Source organism: Thiothrix sp. UBA5583 (assembly GCA_002425225.1).
GTDB classification, from domain to species: domain Bacteria; phylum Pseudomonadota; class Gammaproteobacteria; order Thiotrichales; family Thiotrichaceae; genus Thiothrix; species Thiothrix moscowensis.
Window position 1 is genome coordinate 146,927 of the sequence record DILV01000007.1, and the last position, 18,834, is coordinate 165,760.

Here is an 18,834-nt window from a genome sequence, read left to right on the forward strand (position 1 = left end):
ATAAGGCGAACAACCCATGTCAGCTACAGTGTTCCGGGTTGCCCTTGTTATTGAGGGTGAACATGTTTCCGCTTGGCAGCATCTGATGCTTGCCCGTTTGCAGGCAGTGGCAGGTGTGTCACTGGTTGCTGTCATCTTGCGCCAGCCGCAGGCCGTTCCTTGGTTGCAAGGTTTTGCCAGCAGGTTGCTGCATGGTCTGCAAGTGCTGGATGCCAATCTGTTCAAATGTCCTGCGAATGCCCGGACTGCCCAAAGTGTACTGGATTTGCTGGGTGACATCAGCGTGTGTGGCGCAGGGGGCAAACGCTATCAGGAAATACTGGGCAAGCAGCCAGTGGATGCCGTTATCGACCTGAGCGGGCAGGAGCCGCTGCCAGAAACCATCCTGTGGGCGCGTCAGGGCGTGTGGCGCTATTTCTTCGGCAGACCTGCCAGCTTGTCTGACCGGTTCGTCGGTTTACAGGAATATGCCAGCGGGCAGGATGAGATCATTTGCGGGCTGGAACGCATCATGGAAACCCGCAACGAGCCGGAACGCCTATTTTATGCGACCACCAGCACTGACCCGGTTTCCCTCAACCGCACTGTTGAGCGTACCCTGTGGAAAATGGCGGATTTCATGCCGCAGCGCTTGCAGGAACTGATCCAGACAGGGGAGGAAACGTTTTACCGCCATGTTCAGACTCGCCTGATCACTTTTCCGTTAGTGCAAAACTATGTGGTGCGTTTGCCTGCATTGCGGCTGGTGCTGACAGCTTGGTTGCGTTACCCGTTCAATGTCATCCGCAAGTTGTATCAGGCATTGTTTCGCACGGAACAGTGGGTGCTGCTGCTGGGTAAGGCTGGCAATCTGCATGATGTGCGGGTGCTGGAACAGTTCCGCAAGCTGATACCACCGCCTGACCGTTTTTGGGCTGACCCGTTTGTGGTGGAGCACGCAGGTGGGCAATACGTGTTTTTTGAAGAAATGTTTTATGCGCGTGGTATCGGGCATCTAGCCTGCATCCGCCTGAATGCGGATGGCAGCCATTCCGAGCCGGTCAAAATCTTGGAAAAGCCCTACCATTTGTCTTACCCGTTTGTTTTCGAGTATCAGGGGCAGCATTACCTGATCCCGGAAACAGCAGGCAACAATACCCTTGAGTTGTATCGCTGCGCAGAATTTCCGCACCGTTGGGTGTTCGAGAAAAACCTGATGGAAAATGTGGAAGCCTATGATGCCACCTTGCAGGAGCATCAGGGGCGCTGGTGGATGTTTGTCAGTATGCGCAACCATGCCAGTTGCTCACCCAGTGAAGCCCTGTACCTGTTCCATGCGGATAATCCGCTGAGTACTAACTGGCAGCCACACCCGCAAAATCCGGTGGTGGCACGGGCTTCCCATGCACGTCCCGCCGGGCGCATTTTCGAGGTGGAAGGGCGCTTGTATCGACCTTCACAGAATTGCGCGGGTGCTTACGGGCGTGGCCTCAACATCAACCTGATCCAGCAGCTTGATGAACGTTTTTATCGTGAGGAAACTGTCAGCCGTTGCTTGCCGGATGGTGGCAATGATATGAATGGGGTGCATACCCTGGGGGTCGGCAAGGACATCGTAGTGGCAGATGCCGTGCATGTGCGCCGCCGTCTGGGGATGCTGGATCGTTGGCTGGTGAAACACGCATGATGTCCCGCAGGAAAATTGCCTTGGTGGTGTACTCGCTGGGAATGGGCGGGGCAGAAAAGGTGGTGTCTGACCTATCCTTCCAGTTTGCCAAACAGCATGATGTGTCTGTGATCCTGTTTGACAACCGTTCGCCGTATTACCCTTATGCTGGTGAACTGATCGACATCAACTGTCCCTCAAAAGATGGTTTTTTTTCTAAGGCATTCAACTTTCTGGAACGCACCTTGCAGTTGCGGCGCATTTTCCGGGTGACACAGTTCGATACCATCATCAGCGTGATGGAACACGCCAATTTTCCTGCCATTCTTGCCAGTCGTGACACCATCGCCGCCAACCATTGCAACCCTGAGCGCAACTTCACCCGTTTCGACTGGTTGTTTGCCCGCTGGCTGTATCCCAAGGCCAGGAAAGTGGTAGCGGTGTCGCAGGCTGGGATGCAGATTTTCAGCAGGCATCTGCAATTGCGGAATCTGGATTGTCTGTATAACCCGGTGAATCTGGCACGAATCCGGGAGCTGGCGCTGGAATATCCGGCAATATCCATTGAGGGGCGTTACATCGTGGCTGCCGGACGCCTTAGCCCGGAGAAAAACTTTACTGGCTTGATCCGTGCTTATGCGGTTTCACAGGTGATCAAACAGTTCAAACTGGTGATTCTGGGGGAAGGGAATGAGCGCCCGCGTCTGGAACGTCTGATCCGTGAGTTGCGGCTGGAACGGCAGGTGTTGCTGCCGGGTTTCATGCACAATCCTTACCCTTATATTGCCAACGCCCATTGCCTAGTCTTATCCAGCCTGCACGAAGGCTTTCCTGTCATTCTGATTGAAGCCTTGGGGCTGGGCAAACCGGTGATCGCCACCGATTGTGAAACCGGCCCCCGCGAGATTGTGTATCCGGGGGAAAATGGTTTGCTGGTTCCGGTGGACGATACGGCAGCCATGTCGGTGGCTCTTGAGCAAATGTGTCTGGATGAAGCGGTGTATGAGGTGTATTGCCGGAACACCCTGCCGTCGGTTGAATATCTGGACATTGAGAGGGTGGCGGAAAAATGGCTGGCACTCTGATTCGTTACCTGTTGTTTGCATGGTTTTTACTAACATTAGCAGGTTGTGGTGTGCCGGAAACACCTTGGCAGGTCAGGGCGATTGGCGTGCTAGATCGGGTAGCCCCGTTTGAGACGGTGACGGGGGCTGACCGTGTAACGATTGCGGCTGCCCGTAACGAATACGAAGGTTTCCAGTTTGTGATCAGTGCCGGTTCCGGTGGGCTTGCCAATGTCGAAGTGACCGTTTCGCCGCTGAAAAACCAGCAGGGAGCCACGCTGGCAGACATACAGGTATTTCGTGAGCGTTATGTGCAGGTTAGCACGCCATCACCGCATTCACCTTATGCACCGCAGGCATGGCCTGACATATTGCTGCCAGCCAGTAACAACCAGCAGAAACTTGCCAGTGCCTGGCGGGCATTTCCACAGAACCTGACTGCACAGGAAAACCTGCCAGTGTGGGTGGATGTGTACATTCCGGCAGATGCAGCACCAGGACAATACAGCGGCAGCATCCAGGTCAGTGCTGATGGGCAGGATACCCTGACTTTGCCAGTAACGTTGACTGTTTGGGATTTCACCTTGCCGGAGCGTTCCCCCTTGCGCACGGTGTTTGGCACGAATGGCTATCGGCTGGCAGAAGTCTACGGGCTTGACCGCTCGGGGGCAGTGGAGGCGGATAACCGGCTGATCCGCCGCTGGAATGATTTCCTGCTGGATCACCACCTTGCTCCGGAAAGTTTCGAGGATGCCACCCCGCACGCCGATGCCAGCGGCAAGCCTGATTTTGGGCGCAAGGTTGCCGGGCTGGGGACGGTGACAGACAACATGCGCCATTACATGCAGGACAAGCACGCTTCCGCCTATACCTATGTGTTTGCCGACAGTTATCCGTTTGCCGATCCGCTGGGTAAGGAGCGGGTGCAGGCGCAAGCCTTCATGCGGGATTATGCAGACTGGTGTGCGGGGTTTGCGGGGGCAGAACGTTGCTATACCGACCCGTCGTTTGTGGATGAGCCGGATAGTGCCGCTGCCTACCAACATGCCCGTCACTGGGGTGAGTTTTTTGATGAGGCGCAAGGCAAGGGCGAAAAAATCCGTTTTCAGGTCAGCGAACCGCCCCTGAATGAAGACCCGGCGCTTGGCAATCTGCACGGTGCGGTGGATGTGTGGATTCCCAAGTTCCATGACTTGTGGCGTGATGTCGATTATCTGGGCAGGAATGTGGCGGCTGAGCGTTTGGCAACAGGTGATGAAATCTGGGCATATACTGCGTTGGTGCTGGATTTTGACCATTATCGTCATATCAATCCGCGTGCCGATGCGTTGCAAGGCAATTATCCACCTGTCTGGCAACTGGATTTTCCTGCCATCAATTACCGAATCCCGACCTGGCTGTTCCACCGTTACGGTGTCACAGGGCTGGGCTACTGGGATACGGTCGCCTGGTTTGACAAGGCAGACATCTGGCACGATGCTGCCAGTTTTATTAGTACCGATCCGCCAGGCTTTGTGTTCAACGGTGATGGCTTGCTGGCTTATCCGGGCAAGCAGGCACAAACCGGGTTTGATGGCCCGCTGGCATCCTTGCGCCTGAAATGGATACGCGAGTCGGTAGAAGATTACATGTACATCGACCTGTTGTTACAGGCAGGGGAAGCTGCGTTTGTCCGCCAGCAACTTGAGCGCATTGCCCGTAACTTTGGTGATTGGGACAACAATCCTGCTTTGCTGATGCAGGTCAGGCAGGCATTGGGCGAGCGGCTGGCAGCAGTAGGACGACGCTGATGGATACCCTCAGGAAAGCGGCTGTTTTTTTCATGATGATGCTGGTGTTTGCGTTGCCCACTGATGGTGCGGCGGAAATTGCCGGTATGTCACTGGTCAAGATTGCTGGTTTGATGTCATTTGGGCTGGCAGCAGTACTGTTGATGATGGGAAATGGTATTCATGCCGTACCGGGTTTCCATTCTGCTGTATTGCTATACGTTGCTTGGGTCATGCTGTCGTATACCTGGTCAGAAATGCCAGTGCCATATGAAACCTCGCAAGCGGTCAGTAGTGAGCAGGCACTCAAAAGCAACCTGTATATCCTGATGATTGCCTTGCTGCTGTTCCAGTTGGCAGCAACCCGGAATGACCTGAACCTGTTGTATGTGGCTTTGGTACTGGGTTCCTTCTGGCTGGTATACCTGATGGTCAAGGATTACCAGATCGGTGGTAACACCGTGCGTCATGAAATCAAGCAGTTTGATGCTAATGAAGTGTCGGTCAAGCTGGCAATGGTCATCCCGCTGGCAATTTATCTGCTGACCCTATGCCAGCAATGGTGGTGGCGAGTCTTGGGATTGGTGTACATACCGGCGGCCGGTTTTACCATCCTGATTACCGGTTCGCGTACTGGTGCTGTCATCATGGTGCTGGGACTGGTTGGATTTGTGCCGGCCATCCTGCGTTCCGGGCTGATTGGCAAAACTGCCAGTGTGCTGGTGGTGATGGTGGCGCTGATTGGCATTGCGAATGTCATTCCACAAAAAACCATTGAGCGTATTTTTTCGACCGGCAAGGAAATATCCAGCGGAACCTTGAATGAACGCAGCGTAATATGGGCAAATGCGTATGAAGAGTGGGAAGAAAGCCCCATTATCGGTCATGGTCTCGGTTCGTTCCGGCGCATCATCAACCCTTACAATGTGGATTACACGGCACACAACAGTTTTGTGGCGGTAACGGCGGAGCAGGGCATTATCGGTACTGTCCTGTATTTGGCGGTTATCAGTGTTGCGTTTGCAGCAGCTTGGCGTTTGAGGGGGGATGAGCGGCTACTACTGAGCCTGATGCTGCTGATCGTGGTAATCGGGCAGATGTCCCTGACCCTGCAAGACCGGATGTATATCTGGTTTGCTTACGCACTGGCTGTATTGGGAGCCTATATCAACAATAATCCGGTAAAAACGGCATATTCCAGTACCAACAAAATGGCGGTCAACACATGAAAAAAATTGCAATCGTGATTGCCGAACTGGCGGCTCCAGGGGGGGCGGAAAAGGTGGCTGTTGATCTTGCCGAGGAATTTCGGCAGCGCCAATATGAAGTAACCGTGGTCAAGTTTGCCCGTTTGCCCCCCGATACAATCCGGCATGACATTCCGGTCAGGATAATCAATCTGGACATTCCAGAAAGGTCAGGTGGTTTCCTGACCCAGCTTGTGATCCTGTTGCAGCGGGCATGGCAGTTTCGCAAGCTGTTCCAGCAGGAGCGTTTCGACCATATCTTTTCCTTTCTGGAAGCCGCCAATGTGCCGTGTGTGTTGGCCTGCCCGGATGCGGTGCTGTCCATCCATCTGGATCCCGGAACCATGACTCGTAGCGAGTGGTTTGCGTTCCGTTGGTTGTACCCACGTGCCAAACGGGTGATTGCGGTTTCCCGCCAGATGCAGGTTTTGCTGGAACAACGTGCTTCCCTGAAAAATGTCAATTGCATCTATAACCCGGTGAATACCCGCCTGATCCATGCCAAGGCACAGGAACCGGTCGGGATTAACGGGCGCTTTATCCTCGCGGTGGGGCGGCTGGAACAGCAGAAACGCTTTGACTTGCTGATCGAAGCCTTTGCCCTTAGTCGCACACAACCTCATTGCCAACTGGTGATTGTCGGGCGTGGTAGCCAGCAGGCCATGCTGGAGCAGCGTATCCATGCACTGGGGATGCAAGACAGGATTGTGCTTGCCGGATTTGACCCCAATCCCTACAAGTACATGGCAAAAGCCGAGTTTCAGGTGATGAGCAGCGATTACGAAGGTTATCCGCTGGTGCTGATTGAAGCGCTGTCCCTCGGTTGCCCGATTGTTTCGACGGATTGCCCAACCGGGCCGCGTGAAATCATCCGCCATGCTGAAAACGGCCTGCTGGTGGCAAAAGGTAATGTGGAGGCCATCGCCGCCGGGATTGATGAACTGTTTTTCGATGATGCCAAACGTCAGCAGATGCGTCAGCAAGCGGTGGAATCCGTGCGTGGCAATGACATTGCGGCGGTGGCTGATGCGTGGCTGGCGGCATGAATACGCTGCCCCAATGCAGGCTGCTTGCCCACAGTGATAGCCCGCACCTGTCGCAGGTACATACCGGTTTCAGATTATTGCGGCAGGCAGGCAAGATCAGTTTGCAATACACCTTTGCTGACTGCCGCTGGCGGAATCAGCTTTTCCTGCGCAGGCAACCCCCGCTGGGTGGCATGTATGCCTTGCTGAACGACCAGCATCTGCTCTATTACGATGTACGGGATGGGGCAGATTTTGATGAAACGGCACTGGCAACTGCCGATGTTTATTTCAAGCGCAGTTATTCACCCGCGCATACACCACCGGCTTGGCAGGCGAAAGTCAAACCCCTGGGGCTGAATTATGAAATTTACCCTGACAAGGCGGATTGGGCTGATGTCAGAAAACTGCTGGCCCAGCCCAGCCTTTCCCGATACACCCTGCGCCATCTGGCACGGCTGGTGAGTCAGGCGAGTGGCTATCCCCTGTTGTTTGTACCAACTCTCGGCAACATCCACGCATTGCCCGACCCGGACAGTGAACCACGGGTGTTGTTCATGATGCACGCCTGGGATCCTGAGGAAGTCGCTGATTTACCGGAAGCCATTCGCCATGACCGCCATGTTGTCAACCAGATGCGGGCTGAGTGTGTACGTGCCTTGCGACAAACGTTTGGCGAACGCTTTTACGGCGGCTTTGCCCACAGTGCTTATGCACTCAAGCATTACCCGGATGCCTTGTTGCCGGAACGCGGTGCGTCTGACAAGGCCAGTTACCTGCAAATCCTGAAAAACCATCCGATCTGTATTGCCACCACCGGCCTGCATGGTTCGGTAGGCTGGAAATTTGGCGAATACGTGGCGTTTTCCCGTGCCATTGTCTCGGAAAAGCTGCTGTTTCCGCCACCGCAGGGGTTTGCTGCGGGTAGCCATTATCTGGAATTCACCAGCCCGGAGGAGTGCGTGGCTGCGGTAAGTCGCCTGATGACCGACACGGTTTTGCGCCAGCAACTGATGCAGAACAACCATGCCTATTACCGGCAACACCTGCGCCCGGACAAACTGGTGGGGCAGACGCTGGCACAGGTGCTGGGAGGTGAACATGTTTTTTAAGCACGGCATTACCTATTTTCTGGCAACCCTTGCCCCGGCCTTGTCGAGTTTTCTGGCAGTAGCATTTTATACGCGCTGGATGGATACCGCAGAATACGGTGTTTACACCACGGTGCTGATGGTGGCTTCCAGCATCAATAGTGTGATGCTCGGCTGGTTGCAGGCTGGCATCATGCGCTTCTGGAACGACAAGCTGGTGTCGGCAGAGGCTATCCGCAACCTGATTGGCAGTGCCGTACTGGTGACTTCCGTGCTGGTAGCGGTGTTGCTGCTGGGGTTTGCGCTGGTATCGGGGGAACGGCAGGTGGCGTGGGTGCTGGTGCTATTGTTCGTGGCGACTGCCTTGTATGAGGCATGGCAGCGCATCAATTCCATCACTTTCCAGACCCGCCAGTATTTGCTGGCAGAAATTGCCCGTGCTGTGCTGATCGTCGGGGTCGGCTTGTCGCTGGTCAAACTCGGTTATGGTTGGGGGGGGGCGGCTTTGGGAGTAGTGTTGGGCAATCTGCTGGTGTTACTGTTTTCCGGCAGTTTCTGGCGGTTGTTGCACCCGCAGCTTGCCAGTATTGACCGAGTGGTGCTGAAAAAAATCCTGGTGTACGGTATCCCGATGAGCCTGTCAGCCATCCTGTTCGGGGTGATCCAGATTGCGGAACGTACCCTGATTGGCTGGTTCAGCGGTTACGATGTGGTGGGGGAATACGCAGCGGCCTATAACCCGCCCCGCCAGATTTTGTTCATGATTGCGGGGGCGCTGAACATGGCGGCTTACCCGCTGATTATCCATGCACTGGAACAGCAGGGGGTGGCGCAGGCTGCCAGCAGGATGCGTGACTACATCATTTTCTACGTCGGGGTATTTGCCGCCTGTGCATTGGGTCTGCTGGGAATTGCCGATGATTTTGTGCCGATCCTGATCGGTGCGGAATTTGTGGCGACTGCCTTGCAGTTTTTCCCGTGGGTGATTGTGGCTGTGGCATTCCACGCTTTTTACCTGTTCTACATTTCGCTGTTTTTCCAGATCAACAAGCAGACCGGGCGGGAAGTACAGGTTATTTTGCTGGCAGCGGTGGCAAGCGTTGCCCTGAATGTGTTGTTGTTGCCGTTATACGGTTTGGCAGGGGCGGCAGTCACTGCGATTGTCACCTACCTGCTGTGCGTGGTGTATGGCTATGTGCGTGGCAAAGGCAGCTTTCAGGTCGCCGTGCCGTGGCTGGACATGGGCAAGATAGCACTGGCGGCGTTGACCATGTACCTGCTGATGGGGCAAGCGCCAGACTGGCACAACCACCTTTATAACCTGTTGCTGAAAATACCGCTGGGTATGCTGGTTTACGCTGGCATGGTCTGGCTGCTGGATATTGGTGGCATACGCCATTTGCTCAAGGGGAGGCTGGGATGGCTAACATTCTCTACATCATCACCTCGCTGAGCGTGGGTGGAGCGCAAAAAGCGCTGCTGAACCTGACCGGTTCCGCTTTCAGTGCAGATTACACGCCGCATGTGATTGCCCTGGTGGAGGTGGATGGTATCCGCCAGCAGTTTGAACAAGCTGGAATTCCGGTGACAGTGCTGGGACTGAACCGGCTGGTACGTCTGCCTTTGTTGCTGCCACGGCTGGCAGGTCTGGTGTGGAAGATCAGACCGCAAATCATCCACGGCTGGATGCATCACGGCAACCTGTTTGCCACGTTTGCCTGGATGTCGGCAGCCTGTCGCCCAACCCTGCTATGGGGGATGCACCATACCCCGGAAAAAGCCACGCTAGAACGCGCCCAGCACGCGGTTGTGCTGACACTGGGGCGCTGGTTGTCGCGCTTTCCGCAGCATATCGTGTATGTGTCGAAACGCAGCCTGCAACGCCATACCGAACTGGGTTATGACCACCGCCACGCGCAGGTGATCGCTAATGGCATTCCGTTGGGCAAGGGCAGTGAGGCTTCAGACTGTTACCGTAGTGTCCGTGAGGAACTGGGCATCCCGGTTGATACGCTGCTGATTGGCAGCTTGACCCGTTACGTGCCTGAAAAGGATATTCCCAACCTGATTAACGCGGTTTACCAGTTGCAGGTACAGGGTGTGTATGCCCATTTCCTGCTAGCAGGCGAAGGCATGGATCAGACAAACCTGGCTCTGCACGCCTTGCTGGCAAACCTGCCGGAACCCCGGCGGGTGCATCTGCTGGGGGTACGCACGGATGCTGCCCGCCTGATTGCGGCGCTGGATGTGGCAACCCTGTCATCGCAGCGTGAAGCCTTCCCGCTGTTTCTGGCAGAAGCGATGGCAGCGGGAGTGCCGTGCGTAGCCACCGATGTGGGCGATATTGCCGAGTGTGTGGCTGATACCGGGCTGGTTGTACCTGCCGGGGATGCAAGCGCACTCGCACTGGCATGGCGAAACCTGCTCCAGTTGGATACTCCCCAGCGGCAGGCGCTAGGGGCAAGGGCGCAGCAACGGGTGGCGGAACGTTACAGTTTGGATGCGGTAGTGGGGGCGTACCGACAATTGCTGTAATACCTGTCCCGGAACGAGGTAAACGGGTAATCACGCAGCAATTGGTGCAGCTTTCCAGCAACACTCCCGCGCCGTGCAAACTGGTGATACTTCATTTTCTGTGGAATCTCCATCAGTTTTGAAACCTCGCGGTATTCATGCGTATCTGTTTCATACGGGTGCATGTAAAACACGCTGGTATCCCGATCCAGATCGCGTGCCAGCCAGCGGTTAAACCAGTAAGGGTAAAGCCGGAAATAGCCGCCGCCCATCACCGGCAGGTTCTTGCCCAGCAACTTGCTGACACTCATCGGGTAGGTATCCAGCCCGCGCTCGCGGATGCGTTGCAGAATGCCATCATCGTTGAAACCGTAACAACTACGCACGGTTGCCAGCATGATGGAAGAGTCGTACACAATGCCTTCGGTTTTTAGCGCATCGCAATACCAGTCGAGGTATTCATCCCGTACCGAAAAGGTGGGGGCGCGGAAACCGATGACTTTTTCCCCGCTTATGTCTTCGAGGATGGCAACCGAACGGTGTAATTCGTCACGAAATTGTGCCTCTGTCAGGTCGTAAAGCCGCCGATGCGTGTAGGAATGGCAAGCAAGCTCGTGTCCGGCGTGGGCAATCGCCTTGACCAGACGCGGAAACTTTTCAGCCACCATACCTTGCACAAAAAACGTGCCTGTTACCTTGTGTTCGGCAAGGATGTCGAGCAGACGGCTGGTGTTGAACAGCACCCGGTTGGAAACCGCCCGGTCAAAGTCGTAGACAGATTGTTGCCAGTCTTCGATGTCGGCACTGAAGATCATGCTTCTGCCTCCTGTGGGGAAACTCCTCCCAGCCTCCCCTTGTCAGGGGCGGAGCCAAGAGGTTTTGCACACGCCAGATAAAGCTCACCGAGGATGTCAATGACACGTTCTTCCGAGAAGTTGTTGACTGCATGGATACGGGCAGCCTTGCCCATTGCCCGCCGCTGGTCAGGGTGTTGCATGAACCACAGCATGTGCCCTGCTAATGCTTGCGCTGAATCCAGCGGCGTTGTGAAGCCGGTCATGCGGTCGATGATGGCTTCGCGGCTGCCTTTGACATCGGTGCAGATTACCGGTTTGCCGGATGCCATCGGCTCAATCAGGGCGCGGGGGATACCTTCCGCAAACGAGGTCAGTACCGCGACATCAATGCTTTGGTAGAAGGCTGGCATGTCGTTGCGGTAGGCAGCGATTTCCACCACATCCTCCAGCCCTTTCTCACGGATGCTTGTTTGTATTGCCGCTTGCAGATGGCCTTGCCCAATCAGTTTCACCCTGAAATCACGGGTTTGCTTTGCCAGCAATTCCACCGCATCCAGCAGCAAGGCATGATTCTTGATCGGCTCAAACCGCGCTACCATCCCAAATACCGTAGGGGAGTTACTCCCTTCCTCCCTTGCGGGGGAAGGGCTGGGGATGGGGGGGCGGAAGCGATCCAAATCAATCCCGTTTCCCAAATACACCATCTGTGTTTCATTTAGCAGCTTGTATTCCCGCGCCAGTTCCATGTCGCTGCGCAACTGGAACAGCGAATATCGCACGGTATGTTTGAGTAGTTTTTCAATCAGGATGAAAGCCCTGCGTGCCAGTGTTCCGGTATTTTCTGCGATACTATAGCCGTGACTCTGGTAAACCCACACGGTCGTGCGGTCGAACAAAGCCAGAAAGCGCCCCACCAGCCCCGGAATACCGAAATGCAGGTGTACCACATCGTAACCACCCTGACGGATGGCTCGCCGCAAATTCCATGCCGAGCGCAGCAATTGCCAGGGGTTGAGGCTGCGATGCAGGGTTGCCACCACCACCTTCATGCCCTGTTCACGCATCAGTGCCACTTCCGAGCCATCGCTACATAGCATGTCTACCTGCATTTGTCCGGCATGTCGCTGGTTGAGGCGTTGGGCACGCTGGAATACCAGTGCGTAGGCTGAACTGCTGACGGTGCATACTTCCAGTATTTTCATTGACTTGTCCTTGTTAGTAAAAGCGATGGATGAGAGTGCGGGAGAGTCCGTCCATGACCATTTCCGGGGTATGGCGGATCAGCCAGGAAGCTGCATCCTGTAGGTGGGAGCCTGCTGGCGCAGGGGCTGTTGTCCTGAGCCGGTAGTAGTAAATCTTGTGGCTGCGGTTGGCGAGTTTCAGTTTGAACTGGTGTGGATTGCTGCCTGCGGAGGAGCGCCCGAGATTGTAGGTTTTGCGCCCGCTGGCGGCACAATGCTCCACCATTTGCCACAACATGGCGAGAAACACATTGTGCTTTTTGTAGTCCGTGTGGATGCCAGACCATGCGCCATAAATTTCATCCTCACTGGTGAAACTGATGGATGAGACCACCGGGATGTTGTCCATGTAGCCGACGAAAATTTCAAGGTATTCACTACATTCCGCCAGCAAGTCGGCAAAAAACTGCCGGGGATGGGGCAGGCTGCCGATGTCATGCAGGCTCATGCGGTATAGCTGGTAAAACTCGTCCAGCAAGGACGCACTTTTGCCAATGACTGCCCTAAAGCCGTGTTTGAGCGGGCGGCGGATATTTTTGCGGGTATTGGTGGAAAGGCTATCCCATACGGTGGCGATGTCCGGCTGGATGTCGACATTGAGTTCCACTTTGTCGGATTCGTCCCGCAGGCAGGGAATGTGCGCAGTAGTGCGGATTTCCAGCCAGTCTGTGCCGGTTTGCGCCAGTTCCTGACCCAGTTGTTCCACCAGATGTGGGTATACGTCGGTTGCTACTTCCGGGATATGGCCTGTTTTGTCGAATCCGGCTCCAAGGATGACTGTTTTTTTCCCCAACAGGCTGGAGCGACAAAAAGCAGGAATACAAGTATTTTGTCCGCTTGTCTCTAATCTGATTTGCACGGGTTGCAGGCGGAATTCCTTGCCGATGATGGCACGGAATGCCGGGCTGGCAAAAATATTGTCGCTTGTGACACCAATGCCCGAAGCGGTATCAGGGGTGATAGTGATGCTCATGGATATGCCGGTTCGTTTATTTTTGTGATGCCGGGTATTGTCGGTTGTTCCCGCACAGATATGCCAGCCGTGACAGATTAGCGGAAGGCTTTATGGGGTAGGCGGCGATAGGCGGTGATGTCTGTCCGCTTATCCAGAAAATGCCCACGCATACAGCTTGGGCTTTGCGGTCTGCGGTGTGGTGTTGGAGAATAAGCAGCAATACCAACAATTATCTCGATACGAGAAAACATGTTAACTGTCGCCGATAAAAAGAGTGTTGCAGCCCATCACCATACCAGTGCCGTGACCGCACCGTATATCGCCGTGCCTGCTGCGGGTATTCCGGTACATACCCTGACACTGGAAGATGTCTGGAAGCGTCTGCTGCGGCAGAAATGGACACTGTTGCTGACCGCACTGGTGATTACTTTGCTGACGGCCTGGATTACTTGGAGCACGCCACCCAGTTACCGTTCGGGGGCTACCATCCAGATTGAAAAGGAAGGGGTACAGATCGTCAATTTCGGTACCTTGTCCAGTGCTTCCCCCGATATGGGCGAACAGGATCCGTTTTTCCGTACCCAGTATGAGCAACTCAAAAGCCGCAAGTTGGCCGAGCAGGTCATTGCTGATCTTGATTTGAAAAACCGCCTGTTTGAACGCCCCGAACCTCCCAATCTGTTCAAATCCCTGCTCAAAATCATCAAGCGCATTGTGTTTGCGGTGCTGCCGTTCAAAAGCAGTGACGAGGAAAAGGCAGCCGAAGCTGATCACACTGATGCTTTTATCCAGAAACTGTATGTTGAACCGATCGAAAAAACCCATTTGGTCAAGGTCTTTTATGAAAGCCCCGACCCGCAATTGTCAGCAGACATCGTGAATGCCCTGATTGCGGCTTTTATCAAGGACAACATCAGTTCACAAAGTGAAACCGACACTTACGCCCGCGAGTTTCTGGAACAGGAAATGGAGAAGGCGCGTATCCGCTTGACCACCCAGGAAGCCAAACTGCTGGAATACGCCAAACAGAACGACATCCTGGAAGTCAACAACAGCCAGTCCAGCCAGGAACGCAAGCTGGATGAACTCTATTCGGCACTGGGGCAGGCCGAACGCGCCCGTATCCAGGCGGAAAGCCAGATGATCCAGGGGCGCAAGCATGGCAATGTGCGCGAAGTCCTCAACAATCCGGTAGTGGAAGGCATCAAGCAGAATCTGGTCAAGATGGAAGCGGAATATCAGGAAAAGCTCAAGATGTTCAAGCCCGCTTACCCGGACATGCAGCTTTTGCAACAGCAGATACAGGAAACCCGCCGCCAGTTACAACAAGAAGTGGGTGGGTTGAAACAATCCCTGCAAGCCGAGTATGCCGCTGCCAAAAAGCTGGCAGACGACCTGCGGGCGGAACTGGACAATTACAAGGGTGAACTGGTCAGCCTGCGTGACCGCAGTATTGAATACAATGCCCTCAAGCGTGAGGTGGAATCCAGCCGTGATTTGTATGACGGCCTGCTGCAACGCATGAAAGAGGTCAACGTTGCCGCTAATGTTACCAGTAGCAATATTCGTGTGGTGGATGCAGCCAGCCCTTCCCGAGATGTCTTTCGCCCGAAAAAAGCCCTTAACCTGATCATCGGTACATTGGTAGGCTTGATGCTGGGCGTTGGCGCAGCATTGCTGCGGGAAACCCTCAACCAGTCGGTTGCTTCGGTCAACGAATTGCAGGCACTCAGCGGCTTGCCAGTGTTGGGAACTATCCCGCATGTACGCAATGTTTCCGAAGGCAATCTGGCGCTGGCGGCGGTGCGTGACATGGGTTCGCTGCTGGCGGAAGCCTACAGGGTGGCAACAGCCAACCTGCGTTTTGTGTTGCCTGCCGGGGTTGCGCCACGCATCACCCTGATTACCAGTGTCAATCCGGGTGAAGGCAAATCGACTTCCTCTGTCAACATTGCTCTTAGTCAGGCATTACAGGGGCAGAAAGTGCTGCTGATTGATGCTGACCTACGCAAGCCTTCCATTCACGCCAAGATGGGGCTACCCAACCTGAAAGGCTTGAGCAATTTTCTGGTGGGTGATGCAGATATTGCCAGTGTTACCCAGTCGTTCCGTGAAGTGAAAGGTTTTTACCTGATTACGGCCGGAACACTAATGGCTGACCCGGTACGTATGGTGTCCAGCCCGGCGATGGCGCAATTGCTGAATCTGGCTACCCGGCATTTCGATAGCGTGATTATCGACGGGCCGCCAGTTGCCGGGTTTGCCGATGCCATTTACCTGTCGTCACTGGCGCAGGCAACGGTGCTGGTGGCAGATGAAGATCATATCAACCGCAAGCGTTTGCTGACAGTTATCGAGCAATTACGCCGGGTGAAACAGAATGTGGTCGGTTTCCTGATGGTCAAGTCGCAAGAAGACGTGACCGATTACCGCTATTATGATCGCTATCAGAGCCGTATCCAGAGCAAACCTGCTGCCAAGCCAGCCAAGGGCAAACGCAAGGGCTTGAATCTCGCGCCAGCCTGATTGTGGCATTGCTCAAAAACGGTCAATAAGTTCCAGCACATCCCGAAAGCGGGTAAAGCCGTGGTCGCCACCCTGAAAAATGAGCTGGTGTGCATCACGGTAGTAGCTGTTGGCTGCTCTCCAATCCAGCGTTTCATCCGCAGTTTCCAGCATGACCAGCAGGTTACCGGGATTATAGGGGGTAAGCTGATCTAGGGTGGTCAGTTCATCCAGATGCGCTTGGCTGAATGTATAGCTGGTGTCGTTATGCCAGCCGGTTTGCGTGCTGCCTAACAGGGGGCGCAACAATAAGGTCGGATGCACCGCAGGGTTGATCAATACGGCTTTCAGGTCGTATTTGCCGGCCAGATAGTTTGCATAAAAACCACCGAGGGAACTGCCAAGCAGCTTTGGCGGTGTTGCAGCTTGTTCAATCAGACTAGCAAGCAGGGTAATGGCTTCCGCCGGGCGGTGGGGCAGGTCAGGGCAGATCCATTCGTGCGCCCGTTCGCGTGCTGCCAGCCAGCGTTTCAGCTCCTGCGCTTTGCCAGATTGGGAGGATGAATTGAAGCCGTGAATGTAGATGATCATGATGTTATTCAGGTTTGGTTTGATACGGTTGCCTGTCATTTTCCAGATGGCTAACATGTTTGTCCATGAACATCATTTATCCTCATGCAGAACTTGTCGCCCACCAGCAGGCATTGCGCCAGTGTACCCGTTGTCCAGACATGATCAGACCGGTCATTACCGGTGAACCTGTATTTTCCCCGGTCATGTCGATTGGGCAGGCTCCCGGTATTCACGAAGCCAAAGTCCTGCGCCCGTTTGGCTGGACTGCGGGCAAAACCCTGTTCAAATGGTTTGAAGGCATTGGCCTGAATGAAGAGAATTTTCGCAAGCGGGTTTATATGTCGGCGGTATGCCGTTGTTTTCCCGGCAAGAACCCCAAAGGCGGAGACCGGATGCCATCGCAGGTGGAAGTTACCAACTGTACCTACTGGTTGCAAACCGAAATTCGTATCTGTCAGCCGCAACTGATTATCCTGATTGGTAAGTTGGCAATTAACCAGTTTCTCCCTGATGCCAGAAAACTGGATGAGGTGGTTGGTCAGGCTCACCGGGTCATGTTGGCAGGGCGTAAAACTGATCTCGTCCCTCTGCCGCATCCCTCCGGTTTGTCGACGTGGCCCCGTATGGAACCGGGCAAAACCTTGTTGCGGGATGCCATGCAGGTTATTGCTGAACATCCTGCTTGGCGGTCAATACTTCAGGTTAAAACAGACGATTGGTAGTTACGCTTGTCAGATTTTCAGGGAAACTCAGGGGCAATCATGGCAAAGTTATGACTTCCGAACTTTACTATAAAGAGAGAAAACCATGATGAGAAAAATTCTGGCTCCTGTAGCTGTTTGCGTATTTTCCCTGTTTACAGCGTCATCGGTATTGGCAGAAATGGTCAATATCAACAAGGCAGATGTAGCTGCACTCGATTCCCTGGATGGTATCGGCGAGAAAAAAGCTGAGGCTATTGTTGCTTACCGCACTGAACACGGTGAGTTCAAAACCTTGGATGATCTGAAAGAAGTGCCGGGTATTGGCGACAAAATGTTCGAGAAAATCAAGGATGACATTTCCTTGTCGGAAGGAATCACAACCTTGGCAGAAAAAACCAGCAAGGAAGACAAAGCCAAAAAGCTGGAAGAAAAAACCGAAAATAAAACCGATGACAAGGTTGGTGATAAAGCTGAAGCAGGCAAGAAAACCGACAAGGTGTCAGACCAGTCAGCACCAAAAGCTGACAAGTCCTGAGTTTTTTCTGCTATCTTGTCGCATGGGCAGCCTATCATGTGCCCATGCGGACAAGAAGGTGAAATAAACGATGGAAAATACAAAAACAATTCTAGTGACAGGCGGGGCAGGTTATATCGGTTCCCATACCTGCATTGAACTGCTGGCAGCCGGTTTCAATGTTATCGTTCTGGACAACCTTTGCAATAGTTCAGCCGAAGCATTAAAGCGTGCGGCGGATATTGCCGGGCATGACAGCATACCGCTTATAAAGGGTGACATCCGTGATGCGGCTTTGCTGGAGCAGATTTTCACACAACATGCCATTGACAGCGTAATCCATTTCGCCGGGCTAAAAGCCGTGGGCGAATCGGTGGAAAAACCGCTGGCGTATTATGACAACAATGTGTCAGGTACAATTAGCCTGTTGCAAGCCATGCAAGGTCACGGGGTCAAGAGCATTGTCTTCAGCTCTTCGGCTACAGTGTATGGAGACCCGCATACCACCCCCATTCAGGAGCATTTTCCCTTGTCGGCAACCAATCCTTATGGGCGTTCCAAGTTGATGATCGAGGAAATGCTGGGGGATTTGTATAAGGCTGATCCTGCCTGGAAGGTTGCCTTGCTGCGTTATTTCAACCCGGTTGGTGCTCATGACAGCGGCAGAATCGGTGAAGACCCCAGGGACATTCCCAACAACCTGATGCCTTACATTGCCCGTGTGGCAGTCGGAAAATACCCACACCTGTCTGTGTTTGGCGGGGATTATGCGACTCCTGATGGTACAGGGGTGCGTGATTATATCCATGTGGTCGATCTGGCAAAGGGGCATGTCAAAGCGTTGCAGGCATTCGAGCGTAATGATGTTCCCGGTCTGTTGATGGTAAATCTGGGAACTGGGCAAGGCTATTCCGTGCTGGATATGGTCAAGGCTTTTGCCCAAGCCAGTGGCCGTGAAGTTCCTTACCGTATTGTGGCGCGACGGGCAGGGGATATTGCCTGTTGTTATGCAGATCCTTCACTGGCACGTGAATTGTTGCACTGGCGGGCGGAAAAATCTCTGGAAGACATGTGTCGTGATGCTTGGAACTGGCAAAGCCGTAACCCTGACGGTTATGAGGTATAGCAAAGCTGTCATTCAATAAAACTTTTTGATAGAAAAACCGGGACAACTCCCGGTTGTCTGCCTG

The 18,834-nt window shown here is 54.1% G+C and carries 16 protein-coding genes; 12 read left to right on the plus strand and 4 right to left on the minus strand.

Translation table 11 applies throughout. From position 1 onward, the window contains the following. Positions 1–16 precede the first annotated feature (16 nt). From B2U47_RS01925 to B2U47_RS01960, 8 genes are read left to right on the plus strand one after another with little or no spacing between them, the layout of a single operon-like run. Complete coding sequence (locus tag B2U47_RS01925; protein ID WP_296683230.1) at positions 17–1,666, plus strand: glucosamine inositolphosphorylceramide transferase family protein; 1,650 nt, start codon at positions 17–19, stop codon at positions 1,664–1,666. After that, a complete protein-coding gene (locus tag B2U47_RS01930; RefSeq protein WP_296683228.1) occupies positions 1,663–2,730 on the plus strand; it encodes a glycosyltransferase in 1,068 nt (355 codons plus the stop codon). The genes B2U47_RS01925 and B2U47_RS01930 overlap by 4 nt, the downstream gene beginning before the upstream one ends. Beyond that, entirely contained in the window at positions 2,715–4,499 is a 1,785-nt protein-coding gene (locus B2U47_RS01935; protein WP_296683225.1) for a DUF4091 domain-containing protein, read from the plus strand. The genes B2U47_RS01930 and B2U47_RS01935 overlap by 16 nt, the downstream gene beginning before the upstream one ends. Further along, on the plus strand, positions 4,499–5,707 hold the full coding sequence (locus B2U47_RS01940) for an O-antigen ligase family protein (RefSeq protein WP_296683221.1): 1,209 nt from the start codon (positions 4,499–4,501) through the stop codon (positions 5,705–5,707). The genes B2U47_RS01935 and B2U47_RS01940 overlap by 1 nt, the downstream gene beginning before the upstream one ends. Then, a complete protein-coding gene (locus B2U47_RS01945) occupies positions 5,704–6,771 on the plus strand; it encodes a glycosyltransferase (RefSeq protein WP_296683219.1) in 1,068 nt (355 codons plus the stop codon). Before B2U47_RS01940 ends, B2U47_RS01945 begins: the two co-directional genes overlap by 4 nt. Further along, a complete protein-coding gene (locus tag B2U47_RS01950) occupies positions 6,768–7,862 on the plus strand; it encodes a hypothetical protein (protein WP_296683215.1) in 1,095 nt (364 codons plus the stop codon). The genes B2U47_RS01945 and B2U47_RS01950 overlap by 4 nt, the downstream gene beginning before the upstream one ends. Further along, positions 7,852–9,294, plus strand: coding sequence for an oligosaccharide flippase family protein (locus B2U47_RS01955; RefSeq protein ID WP_296683213.1), 1,443 nt, complete (start codon positions 7,852–7,854; stop codon positions 9,292–9,294). The genes B2U47_RS01950 and B2U47_RS01955 overlap by 11 nt, the downstream gene beginning before the upstream one ends. Further along, a complete protein-coding gene (locus B2U47_RS01960) occupies positions 9,261–10,376 on the plus strand; it encodes a glycosyltransferase (protein ID WP_296683210.1) in 1,116 nt (371 codons plus the stop codon). The genes B2U47_RS01955 and B2U47_RS01960 overlap by 34 nt, the downstream gene beginning before the upstream one ends. Here B2U47_RS01960 and B2U47_RS01965 read toward each other — a convergent pair. The 3 genes from B2U47_RS01965 to B2U47_RS01975 are packed head-to-tail and all read right to left on the minus strand — an operon-like array spanning position 10,331 to position 13,366. Beyond that, positions 10,331–11,170, minus strand: coding sequence for a polysaccharide deacetylase family protein (locus tag B2U47_RS01965; RefSeq protein WP_296683207.1), 840 nt, complete (start codon positions 11,168–11,170; stop codon positions 10,331–10,333). The genes B2U47_RS01960 and B2U47_RS01965 overlap by 46 nt on opposite strands. Continuing rightward, on the minus strand, positions 11,167–12,354 hold the full coding sequence (locus B2U47_RS01970; protein ID WP_296683204.1) for a glycosyltransferase family 4 protein: 1,188 nt from the start codon (positions 12,352–12,354) through the stop codon (positions 11,167–11,169). The genes B2U47_RS01965 and B2U47_RS01970 overlap by 4 nt, the downstream gene beginning before the upstream one ends. 13 nt (positions 12,355–12,367) lie before the next feature. Then, complete coding sequence (locus B2U47_RS01975; RefSeq protein WP_296683201.1) at positions 12,368–13,366, minus strand: GNAT family N-acetyltransferase; 999 nt, start codon at positions 13,364–13,366, stop codon at positions 12,368–12,370. Between the two features lie 231 nt (positions 13,367–13,597). Here B2U47_RS01975 and B2U47_RS01980 point away from each other — a divergent pair, with 231 nt between their 5' ends. Continuing rightward, on the plus strand, positions 13,598–15,874 hold the full coding sequence (locus B2U47_RS01980; RefSeq protein WP_296683198.1) for a GumC family protein: 2,277 nt from the start codon (positions 13,598–13,600) through the stop codon (positions 15,872–15,874). A gap of 12 nt (positions 15,875–15,886) precedes the next feature. On the opposite strand, the gene B2U47_RS01985 is transcribed toward B2U47_RS01980, so the two are convergent. Beyond that, on the minus strand, positions 15,887–16,501 hold the full coding sequence (locus B2U47_RS01985) for a YqiA/YcfP family alpha/beta fold hydrolase (RefSeq protein WP_296683195.1): 615 nt from the start codon (positions 16,499–16,501) through the stop codon (positions 15,887–15,889). A gap of 8 nt (positions 16,502–16,509) precedes the next feature. Between B2U47_RS01985 and B2U47_RS01990 the strand changes: the two genes are divergently transcribed. The 3 genes from B2U47_RS01990 to galE all read left to right on the plus strand — a co-directional run bounded on the left by B2U47_RS01990 (position 16,510) and on the right by galE (position 18,770). Next, positions 16,510–17,148, plus strand: a complete 639-nt coding sequence (locus tag B2U47_RS01990; protein WP_296683192.1) for a uracil-DNA glycosylase family protein — start codon at positions 16,510–16,512, stop codon at positions 17,146–17,148. 85 nt (positions 17,149–17,233) lie between these two features. Further along, positions 17,234–17,665: a ComEA family DNA-binding protein gene (locus tag B2U47_RS01995; RefSeq protein WP_296683189.1), complete on the plus strand. Its 432-nt coding sequence runs from the start codon at positions 17,234–17,236 to the stop codon at positions 17,663–17,665. A 70-nt stretch (positions 17,666–17,735) separates the two neighbouring features. Then, entirely contained in the window at positions 17,736–18,770 is a 1,035-nt protein-coding gene (gene galE / locus B2U47_RS02000; RefSeq protein ID WP_296683186.1) for a UDP-glucose 4-epimerase GalE, read from the plus strand. Positions 18,771–18,834 lie beyond the last annotated feature (64 nt).